Annotated in this window: 13 protein-coding genes; 7 read left to right on the top strand and 6 right to left on the bottom strand. The window is 36.1% G+C overall.

All coding sequences use genetic code 11. The annotated features are described in order from the left end of the window. Positions 1-65 precede the first annotated feature (65 nt). Genes mutS through IV494_RS11400 form a run of 3 tightly spaced genes read left to right on the top strand, consistent with a single transcriptional unit; the run spans position 66 to position 3665 of the window. A complete protein-coding gene (gene mutS / locus IV494_RS11410; RefSeq protein WP_196080271.1) occupies positions 66-2651 on the top strand; it encodes a DNA mismatch repair protein MutS in 2586 nt (861 codons plus the stop codon). Between the two features lie 32 nt (positions 2652-2683). Further along, positions 2684-3274 carry a hypothetical protein gene (locus IV494_RS11405; RefSeq protein WP_196080270.1) on the top strand — a complete coding sequence of 197 codons (591 nt, stop codon included), beginning with the start codon at positions 2684-2686 and terminating at the stop codon, positions 3272-3274. Positions 3275-3278: 4 nt separating this feature from the next. Further along, on the top strand, positions 3279-3665 hold the full coding sequence (locus IV494_RS11400) for a ribosomal maturation YjgA family protein (protein ID WP_196080269.1): 387 nt from the start codon (positions 3279-3281) through the stop codon (positions 3663-3665). 64 nt (positions 3666-3729) lie between these two features. On the opposite strand, the gene IV494_RS11395 is transcribed toward IV494_RS11400, so the two are convergent. From IV494_RS11395 to IV494_RS11380, 4 genes are all read right to left on the bottom strand, one after another. Then, entirely contained in the window at positions 3730-4164 is a 435-nt protein-coding gene (locus IV494_RS11395) for an energy transducer TonB (RefSeq protein WP_196080268.1), read from the bottom strand. An 18-nt stretch (positions 4165-4182) separates the two neighbouring features. After that, positions 4183-6021, bottom strand: coding sequence for an ABC transporter ATP-binding protein (locus IV494_RS11390; protein WP_196080267.1), 1839 nt, complete (start codon positions 6019-6021; stop codon positions 4183-4185). A 50-nt stretch (positions 6022-6071) separates the two neighbouring features. Beyond that, a complete protein-coding gene (locus tag IV494_RS11385; RefSeq protein WP_196080266.1) occupies positions 6072-6995 on the bottom strand; it encodes a M28 family metallopeptidase in 924 nt (307 codons plus the stop codon). 99 nt (positions 6996-7094) lie between these two features. Then, entirely contained in the window at positions 7095-7484 is a 390-nt protein-coding gene (locus tag IV494_RS11380) for a DUF4293 family protein (protein WP_196080265.1), read from the bottom strand. A gap of 155 nt (positions 7485-7639) precedes the next feature. Between IV494_RS11380 and rho the strand changes: the two genes are divergently transcribed. Continuing rightward, positions 7640-9574: a transcription termination factor Rho gene (gene rho / locus IV494_RS11375; protein WP_196080264.1), complete on the top strand. Its 1935-nt coding sequence runs from the start codon at positions 7640-7642 to the stop codon at positions 9572-9574. Between the two features lie 144 nt (positions 9575-9718). Next, the gene (locus IV494_RS11370) at positions 9719-10315 is read left to right on the top strand and encodes a superoxide dismutase (RefSeq protein ID WP_317193011.1); all 597 of its coding nucleotides are present in this window, start codon (positions 9719-9721) and stop codon (positions 10313-10315) included. Between the two features lie 80 nt (positions 10316-10395). Here IV494_RS11370 and IV494_RS11365 read toward each other — a convergent pair whose 3' ends face one another. Together IV494_RS11365 and IV494_RS11360 are read right to left on the bottom strand one after the other, a co-directional pair. Next, the gene (locus tag IV494_RS11365; RefSeq protein ID WP_196080262.1) at positions 10396-10812 is read right to left on the bottom strand and encodes a DUF6146 family protein; all 417 of its coding nucleotides are present in this window, start codon (positions 10810-10812) and stop codon (positions 10396-10398) included. Between the two features lie 82 nt (positions 10813-10894). Then, positions 10895-12097 (bottom strand): endonuclease/exonuclease/phosphatase family protein, encoded by a 1203-nt coding sequence (locus IV494_RS11360; RefSeq protein WP_196080261.1) that lies wholly within the window; start codon positions 12095-12097, stop codon positions 10895-10897. Positions 12098-12340: 243 nt separating this feature from the next. Here IV494_RS11360 and IV494_RS11355 point away from each other — a divergent pair, with 243 nt between their 5' ends. Continuing rightward, positions 12341-15118 (top strand): carboxypeptidase-like regulatory domain-containing protein, encoded by a 2778-nt coding sequence (locus IV494_RS11355; RefSeq protein ID WP_196080260.1) that lies wholly within the window; start codon positions 12341-12343, stop codon positions 15116-15118. Positions 15119-15137: 19 nt separating this feature from the next. After that, on the top strand, positions 15138-17201 hold the full coding sequence (locus tag IV494_RS11350) for a DUF5689 domain-containing protein (RefSeq protein WP_196080259.1): 2064 nt from the start codon (positions 15138-15140) through the stop codon (positions 17199-17201). The last annotated feature ends 16 nt before the right edge of the window (positions 17202-17217 follow it).

The following is a 17217-nucleotide window of genomic DNA, read 5'->3' as shown; positions in this document are numbered from 1 at the left end:
TTTTTGGCAAAATTAAGGTTTTCAAATCTTAATTTTCATTCCAATAAATTTTTAAAATCCATTCCGTGGCAAAAGAAAAGAAAGAAACTCCTTTAATGACGCAATACAACACCATCAAGGCGAAATATCCTGATGCACTTTTGCTGTTTCGTGTGGGAGATTTTTACGAGACTTTTGGTACGGATGCGATTAGAACTTCTCAGATTTTAGGAATCGTTTTAACCAAAAGAGCCAACGGTGAAGGTCATATCGAACTCGCTGGTTTTCCTCATCATTCGGTGGATACTTATTTGCCAAAACTCGTGAGAGCCGGACTTCGTGTGGCGATTTGTGATCAACTTGAAGATCCAAAAGGTGTCAAAGGAATTGTAAAACGTGGCGTGACCGAATTGGTAACTCCAGGCGTAACGTTCAATGAACAGGTTTTAACTTCCAAGAAAAATAACTTTTTACTTTCTATACATAAAGCAAAGGAGAAGTTCGGACTGGCTTTGGTCGATGTTTCTACCGGCGAATTTTTGACTTCAGAAGGAAATCTGGAACAACTGCTTCACATCGTCGGAACTTTTGATCCGAGCGAAATTATTTATCAGCGAACCACAGAACTTCCTGCTCAATTGAAAAACCGCAATTCTTTTAAATTAGAGGACTGGGCTTTTCAATATAATTACGGGTATGAAAAACTGACCAATCATTTTAAAACAAGTTCCCTAAAAGGATTTGGCGTTGATGATCTAAAATTAGGAATTGTTGCAGCCGGCGCGATCTTCGCTTATTTGGTTGAAGATACGCATCATGCACTTTTGCAGCACATTACCAAAATAAAACTCATTCCGAAAGATGATTTTTTGATGATGGATCATTTCACGTTGCGAAATTTGGAAATCGTTTATTCAAGTCATCCTCAAGGGAAATCATTGCTGGATATTGTGGACAAAACTTCAACTCCGATGGGAGGAAGATTGTTGCGACGAAGATTGATTCTCCCTTTAAAATCGGTGAATGAAATCAATAGAAGATTAGATCTCATTGAGTTTTTTAATAAAGAAGAAAATCTGAAATATGAGATTTTACAATTATTAAAATCGATTTCTGATCTTGATCGTTTGATGGGGAAGTTGGCTTCGGAAAAAATATATCCAAAAGAGGTCGGTTATCTTCGTCAGAGTCTGATTAATATTCAAAAAATTAAAGAACTTCTTCATAGTCACGATGAGGTTTTAACGTGGATCTCGCCTTTGGTAAATGTTGATGAACTCATTAATTATTTGACTGATTATTTGAACGAAGAACTTCCCGTTAATATTTCCAAAGGGAATGTCATTAAGACCGGAATTTCAGATGAACTCGACCATTTGCGCGGCCTTCAAACCAAAGGAAAGGGTTTTTTGGATGAGATGTGCGACCGCGAAGTCAAACGAACCGGAATCACGAGTTTGAAGATCAGTTTCAATAATGTTTTCGGTTATTTTATTGAAGTCAGGAATTCTCATAAAGATAAAGTTCCGGAAGACTGGATCCGCAAGCAAACCTTGGTAAATGCTGAAAGATACATTACGGCAGAACTCAAAGAATACGAAGAACAAATTCTCGGCGCGGAAGAAAAAATTTCAAAAATAGAACATCAACTGTATCGAAAAGTTTGTGAAAATGTGATGATCTACATCGATCAAATTCAGGAGAATTCTAAAATTATTGCTGAACTCGATTGTGGTGTTGGACTTTCTGAACTCGCTGTTTCTGAATCTTATACGAAGCCCGTTTTGAATGAAGGTTTTGAAATTGATCTGAAAGAAGCGCGTCATCCGATTATTGAAAACGCTTTGCCTTTGGGGGAAAAATATATTCCAAACGATTTGTTTTTGTCGAAAGATTCTCAACAGATAATAATGGTTACCGGTCCGAATATGGCGGGTAAATCGGCAATTTTAAGACAGACCGCCATTATTTGTTTAATGGCGCAAATTGGAAGTTTTGTTCCGGCAAAACATGCGGAAATTGGCGTTTTAGATAAAATATTTACGAGAGTTGGCGCGACGGATAATATTTCTTCCGGTGAATCAACATTCATGGTAGAAATGAATGAAGCTGCCAATATTTTGAATAATATTTCTGAACGAAGTTTAATTCTTTTAGACGAGATCGGACGAGGAACTTCAACCTACGACGGAGTTTCGATTGCTTGGGCGATTGCGGAATATCTGCATCAACATCCAACGCAGGCGAAAACTTTATTTGCAACCCATTATCACGAACTCAATGAAATGACGGTCAATTTTGAACGCATTAAAAACTTCCACGTTTCGATTCAGGAGCATAAAGGGAGTATTATTTTTCTACGTAAATTATTGTCAGGTGGAAGTGAACACAGTTTCGGTATTCACGTTGCGAAATTGGCAGGAATGCCGGCAAAAGTTGTAAACCGCGCGAATGAAGTTTTGAAAACTTTAGAAAAAAGCCGTTCACACAGTGGTTCCAAAGATTCTGCAAAATCAATTACCGAAGAAAGTATGCAACTTTCTTTCTTCCAGTTAGATGATCCTGTTTTAGAAAATATTCGGGAAGAATTATTGAAAATAGACATCAATACTTTAACGCCGATTGAAGCTTTGATGAAGTTGAATTCGATTAAGAAAATGATTGGGAGATAATTAAAGTGCTAATTTGATGATAACCTTATTTGATGATTGGAATTCAAAATAAATTTACTTTCTGGAAATACGAACTTACCGCATCTTATGTGTTTCTAATGTTGCAGTATTTGTATATTCTTGTGTTTGCAAATAATATTGACAGGGAAATTGCTAAACAATATGTGGAACTTTTTTATTACGACATTATGTTGTTTTTCCCCATTATTTTTTTGGTCTTTTTTCCCTTCAAATTTAGATTTATTGTCTTTTCCTTATTATTTGCTGGTGGAATTATTTATTTCTTTTTAGATCTAGGCGTTGATACCATCGTTTTTAATACTTTCTTATCCCTATTTTTAGCAAACAAATTTTTACTATTTGACATTTCGGAAGATGAGAAAGGCAGAATTTTAAAGTTTAGATTTCTTAAAATTTTAATCTTATTTCCTGTCATCATCCTCACTATTTCAGCTGAAAATGCTTTGGAAGTTTTGGGAATTACACATCCTGTAAAACTGGGAGACGGAACGGTAATGACAAATTATGGGCGATTTTTATTTTTCGGAAGCTTTTATGGCGGACTGGCCTATTTTGCTTACCGCTCGGAAAAGAAAAAAGTAAACAATAACATTATAATTTAAAATAATGAAATTTAGCCTAAAATATTTTCTTCTGTCAATACTACTATTTTTGATCGAAGTGTTGATTGCAACGGTCTTCAAAGATATTTTTTTCGTACGCGCTTATCTTGGCGATGTTATCGTGGTGATCTTAATTTATACTTTAATTCTTACTTTTTTTAAAGTTGAAAACCGCACAAAATTAATTACAAGAATCTTTATTTTTTCCGTGATCGTTGAAGTTTTACAGTATTTTAAAATCGCAGATGTTTTAGGTTTAAAACCCGGAAGTATCGCCGCAATCGTTGTTGGAAATAGTTTTAGCTGGATCGATATTTTGTGTTATGCAGCAGGTTGTACCATCATCTTCTTAATTACAAAATTATGGACTAATGTTACTTTTAGGTTATAGATAATGAAAATGCCTTTTTTCGCAGGCTAAAATTTAGTAAGAAAAACTTCAAAAAAATTGGCACCTATTCAAAACTCATTGTCAAGGGCAGTGTGAAAAAATATCTCACAGGTTCATTATTTAATATTGCAGGCTTCCAAATATTTTTTATTTGTTTAAGGGCCTTTTCAGCTTCTTTTGAATATTGCTTATCACCGATAGTTGCGATATTACTTACATTTCCATCCTTCTCGATAATAAAAAATACTGTTGTCTTCGTCGTCCCGCCTCTTCCTGGATCTAAATTTGATACGTCTATCAGTTGGTTGAATTTTTGTCTAAAAGCATTTATTCCACCCGGAAACTCTGGTATTGTGTCAGCATTTAAATGAACATCTGTCAAATCCATCTTACTTTTTAAAATAGAATATTCCTTTTTTTGTGAAATATCCATATTTGCTTTTTCCTGACCAAAAGCGAAAATTCCCATCAATGTAAAAAGTACAATAAAATTTTTCATAGCGTTATAGTGTTAAAATTACCCGAAATTCTGCAGATCAACCAATCTTCTGTACATTCCTTTTTTCTCGAACAATTCCAGATGAGTTCCTTGCTCTACAACAACTCCGCGTTCCATCACGACGATCCAGTCGGCTTTTTGAATGGTTGAAAGTCGGTGTGCAATAACGAGTGAAGTTCTGTTTTCCATCATTTTTTCTAAAGCATCCTGAACAAATCTTTCAGACTCTGTATCTAAAGCAGACGTCGCTTCATCCAGAATCATTATTGGTGGATTTTTCAGAACGGCTCTTGCAATGGAAACCCTTTGTTTTTGTCCGCCGGAAAGTTTATTTCCGTCGTCACCGATATTGGTGTAATATTTTTCAGGTAAATTCTGAATGAATTCATGAGCATTGGCGATTTTCGCTGCAGCCATCACTTCCTCTTCGGTTGCGTCGGGTTTTCCCATCAAAATATTATTGAAGATGGAATCATTAAATAAAACAGATTCCTGCGTAACCATTCCCAAAAGATGACGGTATTCCTGAACCTTTAAATTTTTAATATTTTCCCCATCAATTAAAATTTCCCCTTCAGAAACATCGTAAAAACGCGCCAGTAAATTAGCGATCGTTGTTTTTCCAGAACCTGACTGACCGACCAAAGCGATGGTTTTTCCTTTTGGAATCGTTAGATCGAAATTCTTTAAAATAACATTATCCTTATCGTAAAAGAAACCAATATTTTTAAATTCAATTTGATTTTTTAAAGTAGATATAGGAGTTGGATTTGGAATTTCATCAATCTTTAAATCGTAATCTAAAACTTCAGAGACACGATCTAAACTCGCCATTCCACCTTGAATAGAGGAAAAAGCATTTGATAATTTTTTCGCAGGATCTAAAATCTGGAAGAAAACTCCGATAAAAGCTAAGAAAGTCACAGGGTCTTTGTTGGTGCCGTTAATGATTTCAGTTCCAGCAAACCAAGTGATGATTAATAAAGTTACGGAACCCAAAAATTCACTCATCGGTGAAGCGAGTTCTCTTCTGCGACTCATTCCGATGGCGTATTTCTGCCAGTTATCGGTGGTGGTATTGAATCTGTTTTTTAGAATTCTATCTGCATTAAAAATTTTAATGACTTTGGAAGATTTCAAAGTTTCATCGACCAAAGAAAATAAATTTCCTAACTCTTCCTGTGCTGCAGTTGCCTGTCTTTTCAAACTTTTTCCCACCCAGGCAATGATCAAACCCATTATTGGAAAGACTAAAAGGGAAAATAAAGTTAATTGTGGAGAAAGAATAAATAAAGTAATTAACGACGCAATGATCATGAAAGGAGCGTTCAAAATATCGACCAAGCTTCCCATGATTCCGCCTTCTACGGCGCCGATATCATTGGAGATTCTCGACATCATATCTCCTTTTCGCTGCTCTGTAAAAAAGGAAACGGGCAGTTTTAAAAATTTATCGTACATCGCAGTTCGTAGATCTTTCGTAATTCCAACGCGGTAATTCACCAAAAGATAAGAACCTAAATATCTAAAAAGATTTCGAAGTAAAAACGCAACAGCAGTAAGACCACAAAGGAAGGCTAAAACCTGAATCGCACCATATTCATTGATGTTAAGCTGGATCTTATAATACGCCATATCTTTCATATACCCAAAATAATCTGCAAATCTACCGCTGTAAACAGGAATGATGTTCGTGTCAACTTCTTTGTCCAGCTTGAATAATATTCGCAGGATCGGAAGCATGGTTACGATGGAAAAGATCTGGAGTAAAGAGTAGAGTAGATTAAAAATAATACTTCCGTAAAGGTATCTTTGATGAGGTTTTGCAATAGAAAGAATGCGTTTTAATGGTTTCATTTAAGGGAATTTCGGGAGCAAAATTAAGGAATTTAGAATTGTGACGCTGATTAATTAAAATCGACCTTATTATTATAGGTTGGTTTAAAATTTTCCGGTTTCAATTTTTCGAATGTTTTTCCCAGATTATTGATTATTTGCGTGAGATTATCAAAATTCACCACTTTTAAATCATCATTCAGTTGATGGTAATGTGTTGCAGTATTCATATCTACCGTCGAAAAAGAGTGCGCGATGATTTTCTTTTTCACAAAACTTACGTTGTCGGAACGGTAAAAAAGATTTTGTCCTAAATAAGGGTCAGGAAATATCTGAAGGCCATTAACCGCTCTCCCATTAAAAAGTTCGTCCAGATCTGAAAATTCATCACCCGTCATATATAAGGCGTTCCGACCAAATTTAGAAACCGTCGCCACCATTTCGAAATTAAATAAAGCTGTAATATTTTGGTATTTCGACTCTAAACTTTCAAGGTTGGAAATGGCTTTAGAACCTTTCATTCCTTTTTCCTCGCCGTTAAAAGCGATGAACATCATAGAGAAATCGGGCTTTTCAGTTTTAAAAAAATCAGCTAAACCAATTACGGTGGTTACGCCACTTGCGTTATCATCTGCACCATTGAACACTTTATCTTCGGTGTTTTCGCTTGTGCCAATATGATCGAAATGTGCTGTGAAAGCGAGAGTTTTATTGGACTTTCCTTTCTTAATTCCGCAAACATTGTAAACTGTTTTTCCTTTGTACTGAAAGGGAACGAGGTAAGAATTTCCGGTACAAAAGTCTAATTGATCCTCCTCAAAACGCTTTGCAATATAGATCGAAGCGGAATCATTTTCGGGAGTTCCAATTTCGCGTCCTTTCATTTCATCAGAAGCCAGTTTGGAAAGAACAATTGTTACTCTTTCTTTTGAAACTTCCTGTGAGTAAAATAGCGAGGACAACATTAATGCTAGAAGTAAAGAAATTCTGCTCATAGATAATTTTTGTTAAAGATAAAATATTTTTCAGTTTTGGTCATAAAAAAAACAGCTCCTAAAAAGGAACTGTTTCACTCAAAAAAAATCGTTGTGAGTTTAGCGGAGTCTGTCTACAGATTTTACGAGCCTGTCGTCTTTTCGAATATAAACGTTTGCAATAAGCAAACAGATGATCGAAAGAAACGGAAAAAACGGCTCAATACCTTTCTCAGGAAAATGAATTCCTCCAGATAAAGTGAGTAACCAATACGCCAATAAACCGAGCAACAAAACGTTTATAAAAATGCCGATGTTATTCAGCAGAATTTGTCTTTTGCGGTCTTTGTAACTTAAAATACTTATAAATCCCAACAAGATCATAACTACACAAACAATAGATATAAAAGGAGTAGGTCCGAAGAGGGAAAAATCCTGTCCGGTTACGAACAAAAAGATGGCGCCTAAAATCGCCAAAAATATCCAAACAGTCTGTATTCTTTGCAACATTATGATGAAGTTGAGGTGCAAAAATAGCGATAATTTTTTGCATTATTCGAAAATTAGTGTAGATTTGCATTACAAATGATCTGAAAAGAGACAAGTCGCCCGACTTAACTTTCTTACTTACACCTACTTATAATTTATTTCTTACATAACAATTTATGTTCAATATCGAAACGTTAAAGTCGAAATCTGATACGGATTTGGCTAAAATCACCCAAGATTTAGGCGTTAAAGTTGCTAAAAATAGCACAGAAAATGATAAAGTTTTTGCAATCCTGGATTTTCAGGCTTCGAACTCGAAAGTTGCAAAAGATTATTATAACGCCACTCAAACTCCTATGATCACAGAAGAAAATTCAACTCCTGCACCAAAAAAAACGGTTGCAAAAAAACCAGCACCTAAAAAGAAAGTCGAGAAACCGGCTGAAGTTGTTGCTGTTGCAAACGAAATTACAGAAAATGCGGTCGCAATGGTTGAAGAATCTAATTTTGAAGATTTAAAGAAGGAAAATGTTCAACTTTCAACGGACGAACCGAAACAACAAAATTCGGAACAGAAGAAAAAAAGACAGCGAACTCCACAAGCTCAGGAGCAAATGTCTGCTGACAATTCCGCAGATGAGGTGGTAGTAGAGAAGGAACCTGAGGTAAGACCGCTGAAGGCGAAAAACCCAAATCAGAATCCTAATCAAAACCAAAACCCGAATCAGAATAAAAACCAGAATCCGAATCAAAATCTCAATCAGGAACAGAACGGAAACGGTAATGTAAATCAGAACGGAAACGGTAATCAGAACGGGAATGTAAATCAAAATGGGAACGGGAATCAAAACCCTAATCCTAATCAGAATCCAAATCAGAATAAACCGCATCATCCTAATCAGAACAGGAATCCGAACCAAAATAAAAACCCTAACCAAAATAAGAATCAGCAAAACGCAGATTCTCACGAGGAGCCGGCGAAAAAAGAATTTAATTTCGATGGTTTAGTAACGATTGAAGGTGTTCTTGAAATTCTTCCAGACAACTACGGTTTCTTGCGTTCCTCCGATTTCTCTTACATTTCTTCTCCCGACGATGTTTACGTTTCGACGAATCAGATCCGTAATTACGCTTTGAAAACAGGTGATACGGTAAAAGGAATTGTACGTTTACCGAAAGAAGGCGAGAAATATTTCTCTTTATTAAAACCAACTGAAGTGAATGGTCGCGATATGGAATTCATTAAAGACCGGGTTTCTTTTGAATTTTTAACGCCATTATTTCCGGAAGAAAAATTTAATTTAACTGGAAAAAACTCAACACTTTCTACAAGAATTGTCGATCTGTTTACCCCAATTGGAAAAGGACAACGAGCAATGATCGTGGCGCAACCGAAAACCGGTAAAACCATGTTGTTGAAAGATATTGCGAATTCAATTTCAGCCAATCATCCCGAAGCTTATATGATGATCTTACTCATCGATGAAAGACCGGAAGAGGTAACCGATATGGAAAGAAGCGTAAATGCAGAAGTAATTGCTTCTACATTTGATGAACCTGCAGATAAACACGTAAAAGTGGCAAATCTGGTGCTGTCGAAAGCACAAAGAATGGTAGAATGTGGTCATGATGTTGTGATCTTATTAGATTCAATTACACGTTTGGCGAGAGCTTATAATACAGTAACACCGGCTTCAGGAAAAATTCTTTCCGGTGGTGTTGATGCGAATGCATTGCACAAACCAAAACGTTTTTTCGGAGCGGCAAGAAATATTGAAGGTGGTGGTTCATTGACCATTATCGCTACAGCATTGATTGATACAGGTTCTAAAATGGATGAAGTAATTTTCGAAGAATTTAAAGGAACCGGAAATATGGAACTTCAGCTGGATCGAAAAATTGCGAACAAAAGAACATATCCAGCGATCGATCTTGTTTCATCAAGCACGAGAAGAGATGATCTTTTGATGGATGAAACAACGCAACAGAGAATGTGGATCCTGAGAAAATATTTGGCTGATATGAATCCGGTCGAAGCGATGGAATTTGTCAACAAAAGCATGAAAAATACTTTAAACAACGAAGAATTTTTGATGTCGATGAACAGATAAAATTTTTTATATAATAATATTTAAACCGTTCTTTTGAGCGGTTTTTGTTTTTTAGCAATGTTAAAGATTTACTAAAACAATGTTTCTATTTTGGAATTGGTCTAATTAATGAGTAATTTTGGGTAATAACATTAAAACCAAAAAATTATGTTCACATTACCAGAATTAGGATACGCTTACGACGCATTAGAACCAACGATTGATGCAAAAACAATGGAGATCCATTACACAAAACATCATCAAGCATATATTGATAATTTAAACAAAGCAATTGCTGGAACAGATTTAGAAGGTAAAACGATCGAAGAAGTTTGCAAAACAGGAACAGACAAACCTGCTGTTAGAAATAATGGTGGCGGTCATTTTAACCACTCTCTTTTCTGGGAAATTTTAACTCCGGGAGGAAGCAAAGAGCCTGTAGGAAATGTAAAAGCAGCCATCGAAACTTACGGAGGTTTTGATAAATTTAAAACTGATTTTGCTGAAGCAGCGAAAACGAGATTTGGTTCCGGTTGGGCTTGGTTGTGCAAAAAAGCAGACGGTTCAGTTGCAGTTTGTTCTTCACCAAATCAAGATAATCCTTTGATGCCGGTTGCAGATTGTCAGGGAACGCCACTTTTAGGATTAGATGTTTGGGAACATGCTTATTATTTGCATTATCAAAACAGAAGACCAGATTACGTCACTGCATTTTTCGATGTGATCAACTGGGATAAAGTTGAAGAAAAATTCAATAAATAATTAGAATACTCTTATTATAATTAAAGGTTCAGAATTTCTGAACCTTTTTTTTGCTTTAATTTAAAATCTAAGGTAAAAGATTACCGAATGTCTGCCTGACTCAAACCATTCATTTTTAAACCATATTTCCACTGAACATAAGCGAAAACCTGGTACAATCTGTACTCAAATTTGATCCCATAATTTTCATTGGAATTGTAATCGATTGAGGACTCAATCACATTTCTATATCTTCCGGAAAAATAGTAGGAATTCCATTCGGTGACCAGAAAGGTGTTTCGGCTTTTCAGATAATTTTCAGAATACATACTCATCGGTTTCGCAATTGCGGTCAGAAAATAGTCATACTGCGTATCCAGAACATCCAGTTCCCATTCTCCGTCGTCGTTTTTGGTTGGTTTGATCTCGTGATTTTCTTTCGTGTCCGCTATTTTATTTTGAGGAGCACAACTCATGACGAAGAGCGAGATCATTATTAAATAAATTATTTTTTTCATTGCGTAATTTTAAGTTAAAGATATAAAATAAAAAAGACCGGAGCTGAATCAACTCCGGTCTTACTGTTATTATTTGACTCGTCTATTTAGTAGACTTAAATTCTCTCTGGATGATACATACTGCTGGAAAGTGATCACTAAAACCACCTGTAAATCTATCACCGTCCCAAGATCTCAAAGGATACCCTTTCCATTGTCCGGAGTCATTGACCAAATAAGAAGGTGCAAAAATTTCCGCTTTAAAAACACTGTACGTTGGAGTTAATTTCTCGGTTGAATACAGGTTTTTAGAAACGATGATTTGATCAAAAAGATTCGGTGCATCACGATAAGCTAGTGAAGCTACTCCTGCTTTGAAAGGTTTGTACATTAAATTGTAATAAGGACTTGTTTCTGATAATTGAGCAGGATCACCCACGGCTCCCAAAAGTTTTCTCACACTTGGACTTACCGGATCGTCATTGAAATCACCCATTGCAAATAATTTTCTGTCTGGATCTTCGGCTCTGGCTTTATCCATTTCCGTTTTCAATACTTTTGCAGCGGCAGCACGTCTTGGGAGAGATTTTGCTTCTCCACCACTTCTCGATGGCCAGTGATTCATAAAGACCCCTACTTTTTCACCATCTAAAATTCCTCTTATTACCAAAACTCCTCTGGTGTAAGATCTTTTCCCTTCATCGTTATATACCTTAATGTCGGTCACATAAGAATCAGTTACTTTGAATCTGCTTTTTTGGTAGATTATTGCGATATCAATTCCTCTCGCATCATAAGAATTGTAATGTACGATTCCGTAATTCGCTTTTGCCAGGGCCGGTTGCGCGATAAGGTCCTGAATAACCTGTCTGTTCTCCACTTCGATCAAACCTACGATAACAGGATTGTCATTGGTGTATTGTCGGCCAAGCTCTGAAATAACTCTCGCTTCGTTGGCCAGTTTTTGATTGTATTTTGCTTTGGTCCAGTTTTTTGCGCTGTTCTCAGTGAAATCATCAGCAAGAATTTGGTTGCGGATCACTTTTTTACCGATAAGCAGTGAATCACTCCATTCGCCTTTGTAATCTTCGGTTGTTTCTAAATATTTTAAAGAATCGAGCGGTACACTTCTGTGGAATGCGGGATTGTGAACATCTTTGGTGCCGTCAATATAATCTGCAGACGGAACTGTATCCCAGAGATTTTCAACATTTAGGAAACCAATTGCGGCTCTCTGAACCTGTTTTTGTTGCGAAAAAATAAATCCGAAACTAAAAACGAAAGCTAAAATATAAAGTTTTTTCATTTTCAAAATTATGATATAAAAATTGAGGAGGTAAAACTAGTGAATATTTTTTAATGTAAAGACTTTAATAAAATCCTAAATATGATGTTAATCATGAATTCGATATGAATAAATAAAATTAATAATTGTTAACGTGTATTTATGAGAATAAAGTGTTAAATATGTTTAACTTAACAAAAATTAAGTTTAAATTTGTGACCCCTTAATAAATTGATATCTAAAAAGGGAAATAAATAATTTGTTATGATTAAAAAATTATCCTTAATCTCATTGTTTACTTTGCTTCCTGCATCATTTTATTTTGCACAAACTACGGTTTACGCATATGTAAAAGATCAGGAGGGAAAACCTATTGAGAATGCAGCGATTGACTTGGGACAATCTGCAGATCAAGTAAAAGCCGACAAAATTGGTTATTTCCAGTTTGTTGATTTAAAACCCGGTCACTATCAAATCACCGTTTCGAGACAAAGTTTTGAAGCAAAATTGATCGAATTTGATGTAACTGCCGATGATAAGAGAAAAGATCTGGGCGTTATCAGTTTAGGGGTTGCTGCAAATCCAAACGCAGGAGTGATGGTCATTGACGATTCTGCTAATGACAGTTCTGAAGGTGGTTCTTCGATGCAGCCAACAGTAGGACTTTTAAGTTCAGGTAGAGATACTTTCCAAAATATTTCGGCATTTGAACTGGGAGCGTACTGGTTCCGTGCAAGAGGTGTTGAAAACAGATATGAAGATGTATTATTCAACGGCGTTTCAATGTCTAAAGGAGATGATGGAAAAGTTGATTTCAGCAATTGGGGTGGTTTAAATGATGTTACAAGATATCCTTACGAGTATGTAGATAATATTACACCTTCTGAATATGCATTCGGAAATTTAGGTGGAGTAGTTTATTACAATACAAGAGCTTCTAGCTACAGAAAGCAAACTTCTTTGGCATATTCATTTACGAACAGAAGTTATTTTCACCGTGCAATGGCAACGTATTCCAGCGGTTTATCTAAAAAAGGATGGGCATTCACATTTTCTGCAAGTAGAAGATGGGCAGATGAAGGAGTTATCAAAGGAACTTATCAGGATGCTTACGGATACTTCGGTGCGATCGAAAAACAATTCAGCAGCAGACACGCTATTAATATTACCGCTTTTGGTTCGCCAACGTACAGAGCGAGCAATTCACCAAACACGCAGGAGGTTTATGACTTAATGGGTAAAGATTACAACTCTTATTGGGGATGGCAAGATGGGGAAAAAAGAAATTCCCGTATCCGAAAAGTTTTTGAACCGGTATTCATGATCACTGATTATTTAAAAATTGGTAAAAGCAGTAACTGGAACAATACCCTTTCATACCAGTTTGGTAGAGACGGAAGAAGCCGTTTGGATTGGTTCCACGCCGCAGATCCGAACCCAACTTATTATAGAAATTTACCAAGTTACTTAATATCTGTTGGAGCTTCACAAGCTGATATCGATGCAAATACAAGCGCCTGGCAAAATGACGAGAATGTTAGCCAAATTAACTGGAACAATCTTTATAACGCGAATTACATCAACCGTTATGATATGACCGGTAAAGAACAGGCAGCTGTTTATACCATTGTTGAAGACGTAAACAAAGATAAAACCATCAATTTTGTATCTCATTTCGATACCAAATTAGCACCTAACTGGAAGTTGAATCTTAACTTTAATTATCAGAATTTAAAATCAGATAATTTTAGAGAATTGAAAGATCTTTTAGGAGGTTTGTACGGATCAAATCTTAATGCTTTCGGAAACGATCAGCCTTACGATTTAGATAACCCGAATGCAAAGATCAAGGTTGGAGACAGAACGCAGTATTCTTACGATTTATTGAGAAATCAATATAGTTTCAATGCTTCTACAGAAATAGATTTACCAAAATGGAATATTGTAGGATCGGTATTTACGTCGTTCGCAGATTCGCAGAGAGATGGTAAATTCAGACACCACTATTATCCGGGAAGTAAAGGTAAAAGTGATATTTATAACTCATTTGATGCAGGGATCAAAGGGAAAGTAACTTATAAAATAAACGGTAAAAACTTTATTGTTTATAACGGAGCTTTCTTCAGTTTGGCACCAACGCTTAATGAAATCTTCATTAATCCGCGTGTAAGCAATATGATCACGCCAAATGTTGAAAACCAGATCATCAATTCTAATGACTTGAGTTATATCTTAAGAGGACAAACTTTAAAAATAAGATTGAGTGGTTATTACACGACCGTTAATAATGCGACACAAATCTCCCGCTATTACGCAGATATTTCATCTTCTGTTGTAGATCAGGGAAATGCATTAGTTGCTGAAATTCTTAGTGGAGTTAATAAAACTTACAAAGGTTTAGAATTAGGTGCAGAAGTAAAAATTACACCAACATTGAGCGCAACAGCTGTTGGAAGCTACGGTGATTACAGAATTACCAATAATCCAAGAGTTCTTACTGCAGATGATACGACTGTGAAAAATTTCGGTAATCCGATCAGAGATTTCGGTACTGCGAATATTAAAGATTACAAAGTTGCCGGAACTCCACAGAAAGCATATTCAGTAGGATTGAGATACAACTCCCCAAAATATTGGTGGATTGGTGCAACCGCAAATTATTTGCAGGATAATTATTTGAATTTCTCTGCATTGAACAAGACTTCAACCTTATATACAGATCCGACAGGACATCTTTATCCTGGTGTAACACCAGAAAATTTAGCATTGATCACGGATCAGAAAAAATTTGACGATCAATTTATGTTGAATGCAAATGCTGGTAAATCTTTCATGTTCGGAAAATACAGAATGGGTCTTAGTTTAAGTGTAAACAACATTTTGAACAACAGAAATTACGTAACAGGAGGATTTGAGCAAGGCAGATCAGTTAACTTCCCGGAAGCTTTTGCTGATGCACAAAGAGACAAACCTTTGTTCGGACCAAAATTATGGTATGACAGAGGAACTACTTTCTTCGCAAACGTTTATTTAAGGTTTTAATTAATAATAATATATCCAAATGAAAAAATATAATTCATTTTTTAAGGTTTTATTTATCGCTTTCACGGCGCTGTTTCTTACAGGTTGTGTTCACGATGATAAATATGATGCACCGAATTTAGACGGTTATCAATGTCAGGATCTTGTAGCAACATTAACAATTGCGCAGGTGAAAGCTTTGCACGGAAGTGTGAGATATGATTTCCCGGCGACTTCAACTGACATTATGGAAGGTTATGTATCATCTACTGATGAAACAGGGAACATCTATAAAACGATCTACATTCAGGATTTACCGGTGAATCCTACACAAGGTTTTACGATCAGTGTTGATGCGGTAAGTACTTACACTAAATTTCCACAGGGAAGTAAGATCTATATTAAATTAGCAGGTCTTTCTTTAGGATCTTATGGTAGTTTAGTGCAATTGGGAATTAGAGATTCCAAATCAGATGCAACGGGTCAGGTAGATGCAGTTTCAAGAATTCCAGAAAAATTGCTTCCTGCTGCGATGTTCAGATCATGTAAAATCAGAGAGAACATTATTCCTAAAGTATTGAAGATCTCTGAGTTTTCTGCGAATAATAATTTATTAGGAGCATTGATCCAGGTGAATGATGTTGAATTTACGAAAAATGCACTTTGTGCAAACTTCGCTCCAGACGGATTTACAGTGGACAGACAAATTGGTGAAGGCTGGAATACGGTTTCTAACAACTACACAGGAACTGCGATCGTAAGAAACAGTGGTTTTGCTTCATTCGCAAATCAGGTTGTACCTGCTGGAAACGGAGCGTTTGTTGGTATTTTCAGTAAATTTACAAGCACCTTCCAACTGTATATTAATAAGGTTACCGATTTAGCAGAAATGAAAAAGTTTCCTAGAAAAGATGGTATTGCAAGCAATCCTTGTATATTAGATCAAACGGGATTAACTGCTAAAACAGTAGCAGAAGTTAAACAGCTTATTTCCGGATCTTCAACCCAGATTACTGGTGATTTCTTATTGAAAGTTAAAGTAACTGCAAACGATGAAGCAAATAATCTTACCAGAGCTATTTATGGTGAAGATGAAACTGGCGGAATTCGTATCAATGTTAATAAGGCAGCTCTTTATCAGGATGCTCGATTTAGAGTTGGTAAAGTTGTTTACGTTAAATTAAAAGGTCTTGCGGTAAGCAATGTAAATGGTGAACTTCAGATTGGTATAATTAACAATGGATTAATACCGGAAGCTAATGTATATAATACTTTCTACGATAGTAATGCTAATATTTCGGCACCAGTACCTACAGAAAGAACAATTACTTCACTGACAGCGTCTGATGTTGGTCGTTGGGTCAAAATCAGAGATGTTGAGGTTATTGCTGCTGATTTGTACAAATCTTATGCACCGGCAGATTTGACTTTAGAAGATTGTAGTGGTAACAAAATAATTTTGAAAACCTATACATCGGCTACTTTTGCACGTTCTGAAAGCGACGGAGGAAAAGGTGATATTTACGCGATCGTAACTTATGTGAGCGGAAAATACCAACTACTGATTCCAAAACAGATCAATGCTAATTTTGGTAATGCTCGTTGTGACGGAACAGTTCCTCAGCTTTTCACGCCTATCTTTGAAGATGGTTTCGACTCTAACACCTTAGCAAACTGGACTGCAGTGAGCGTTACAGGTGCGCAGGTTTGGAACACCGCTGCTTTTGGTAATCCAAGACCATGTGCGTTTATGGACGGTTTCCGCCAGGCAAATGAAGACTGGTTGATCACGAAGAATAAAATTTCTTTAGCTGGATATACGAACGCTTTTGTGTCTTTTGAAAGCGACGCAAGATATTCAGGTAATCCATTAGAACTTTACGTTACCGAAAATTATACAGGTAATGTTGCGACTACAACCTGGACTAAGCTTAACGCTTCGTTTGATACAGACATCAACAACTTTGGTTTTGCAAGTTCAGGGCGCGTAAGCTTAAAAGATTATGCCAACAAAAATATTGTACTGGCGTTTAAATATACTTCAGTTCCAGGCTTCTCTACAACTTGGGAAGTTGATAACTTTGCAGTTAAAGGAGCTAAATAAAGATAGTTTCCTATAT

The sequence above is a fragment of the Kaistella gelatinilytica genome (assembly GCF_015679325.1).
Taxonomy (GTDB): domain Bacteria; phylum Bacteroidota; class Bacteroidia; order Flavobacteriales; family Weeksellaceae; genus Kaistella; species Kaistella gelatinilytica.
The sequence above is the reverse complement of the archived record's forward strand: the minus strand, read 5'-3'. Positions and strand labels throughout refer to the sequence as shown.

Excerpts from the sequence above, each read along its gene's own strand:
- IV494_RS11405 (WP_196080270.1), top strand. The coding sequence starts at position 2,684 with ATGATTGGAATTCAAAATAAATTTACTTTCTGGAAATACGAACTTACC.
- IV494_RS11400 (WP_196080269.1), top strand. The coding sequence starts at position 3,279 with ATGAAATTTAGCCTAAAATATTTTCTTCTGTCAATACTACTATTTTTG.
- IV494_RS11395 (WP_196080268.1), bottom strand. The coding sequence starts at position 4,164 with ATGAAAAATTTTATTGTACTTTTTACATTGATGGGAATTTTCGCTTTT.
- IV494_RS11390 (WP_196080267.1), bottom strand. The coding sequence starts at position 6,021 with ATGAAACCATTAAAACGCATTCTTTCTATTGCAAAACCTCATCAAAGA.
- IV494_RS11385 (WP_196080266.1), bottom strand. The coding sequence starts at position 6,995 with ATGAGCAGAATTTCTTTACTTCTAGCATTAATGTTGTCCTCGCTATTT.
- IV494_RS11380 (WP_196080265.1), bottom strand. The coding sequence starts at position 7,484 with ATGTTGCAAAGAATACAGACTGTTTGGATATTTTTGGCGATTTTAGGC.
- rho (WP_196080264.1), top strand. The coding sequence starts at position 7,640 with ATGTTCAATATCGAAACGTTAAAGTCGAAATCTGATACGGATTTGGCT.
- IV494_RS11365 (WP_196080262.1), bottom strand. The coding sequence starts at position 10,812 with ATGAAAAAAATAATTTATTTAATAATGATCTCGCTCTTCGTCATGAGT.
- IV494_RS11360 (WP_196080261.1), bottom strand. The coding sequence starts at position 12,097 with ATGAAAAAACTTTATATTTTAGCTTTCGTTTTTAGTTTCGGATTTATT.
- IV494_RS11355 (WP_196080260.1), top strand. The coding sequence starts at position 12,341 with ATGATTAAAAAATTATCCTTAATCTCATTGTTTACTTTGCTTCCTGCA.
- IV494_RS11350 (WP_196080259.1), top strand. The coding sequence starts at position 15,138 with ATGAAAAAATATAATTCATTTTTTAAGGTTTTATTTATCGCTTTCACG.